We start from the raw sequence: 1,688 nt of genomic DNA, 5'->3' as shown, positions 1-1,688 counted from the left end.
GAGGCCACTGAAAAACTTAAGTTTTTCATCTCATAAAACATATGTAAAACAAGAAAGGCGGCTTTTTGTTCAATTTTGAACGAAAAGCCGCCTTTCTTTCTATATTTTTGTTACTTTTTTTCTTTTAATAGGGTCATAATTCGTTTTAAATTAACAGCGAATATAGCCATCGCTCCTTGCATTTGCATACCAATAAGACCCGAGGAAGAGGCCACATCGTACCCGTGTCTGTGCTTTAGTTCACTATTTTTCGCTTCAATTTTATAACGCTCTTTCACCTTTTCTTTGAAGTGGTCACTTTCTTGAAATGCCTGTTGTTCCTTGTGTTCTGTCGATTTTATGCTGACAGAATACGTCTTACTTTTTGCACCTTCTTTATAGCATCCATCTTTAAATGGACATACTTTGCATTTTTTGATATCAAAGTAGTAAGTGTGCTTTTGATTATTATTTGTTCCCTTTTTACCAGTACGTGATTTACGAATAGCCATATGTCCAGCTTTGCACACGTACATGCCAGCATCCTTGTTAAACTCAAATTCATCTTCTTTTTGACGTTTACCCTGTGTAATATTTGGATTTAATTTTGATACTAATTGTAATTTATGTCCGTTCACATATTGAATATTCCCTTTTTCCGAATAAGCCGTATCTCCAATGACCGTATCAATTTCCATTCCTGTTTCACGACTTTTTTCCACTAATGTTTGAAGGTATTTGCCATCACTTTTCTCACCTGTTGTAATCACCGCAGCTGTAATAATGCGTTCTTCATTCATCGCAATATGTGTTTTATATCCAAAGAAAGAGGAGTCGGCTGTTTTATGGCCAATTCGTGCATCAGTATCTTCTGAAAATTGAAGGTGTTCTTGATGATCTTCTACAATCTCTTTCAAATAGTTGAGCTTTTCCCTCACATTTGGATTTTCACAAATCATCGCTTCTTTTTCTACCACTTGAACGACTTTTTGGCAGTATTTAATCTCATCAGCTAAGTCATTCGTTGTTGTTTTAGCTGGGAATTTTTCTTTCATTCCTTCATCAATCCGATAAACCGCTTTGCGGAGTAGTTTGGATTTCTCCATTAAAAATTCTTTTGGTGATTTTTGATTGAAACGTGCCTTTGTATGCGTAGCGTCAACAATAATAGATTTACTTTGAATCAAGTTCTTATCTAGTGCAATTTCCACTGTTTTTTGGATGAGCATGTCAAGTACCCCTACATCTTTTAAACGAAGCTTACGAAACTTCGTTAATGAACTAGGGTCAATTACCATATCCTCTGGCGCCATATCTAAGAAATATTTAAAAGACATGTCATATTTTGAGCGTTCAACAACATCCACATCAGATAAATCAAAAATAGATTTTAACAATAGATACTTGAACATACGAACAGGCGGTACTGCATTACGACCGTTATCGAGACAGTATTTATCCTTCAATTCTTCTAAAACAAAAGAAAAATCAACCATTTCATTAAATTGTCGAAGCATATTGTCTTTTGGCACGACGATATCGTAAATCGCCATGAAAGGGCTAAACTTAAAAGATTGTTGGTTTGAAATCATCCGAGACACCACCTAGAATTAGTACAACCATTATTCATAAAAAAAATGAAAATTATACATAAAAAGTGAAAGCTTCTTCGATTAAATCGAAGAAGCTTTCACTTTTTCAGTGGCCTC

General features: G+C 34.8%; 1 protein-coding gene. It reads right to left on the bottom strand.

What is annotated here, in order from left to right; genetic code table 11:
• Positions 1-110 precede the first annotated feature (110 nt).
• On the bottom strand, positions 111-1,571 hold the full coding sequence (locus MR076_RS25850; RefSeq protein WP_242225421.1) for an IS1182 family transposase: 1,461 nt from the start codon (positions 1,569-1,571) through the stop codon (positions 111-113).
• Between the last annotated feature and the right edge of the window lie 117 nt (positions 1,572-1,688).

It is taken from the genome of Bacillus cereus group sp. BfR-BA-01380 (assembly GCF_022663535.1).
GTDB lineage: Bacteria > Bacillota > Bacilli > Bacillales > Bacillaceae_G > Bacillus_A > Bacillus_A cereus_BB.
Note: the sequence above shows the minus strand (reverse complement) of the source record. Positions and strands in the feature narration are given on the sequence as shown.

Excerpts from the sequence above, each read along its gene's own strand:
- MR076_RS25850 (WP_242225421.1), bottom strand. The coding sequence starts at position 1,571 with ATGATTTCAAACCAACAATCTTTTAAGTTTAGCCCTTTCATGGCGATT.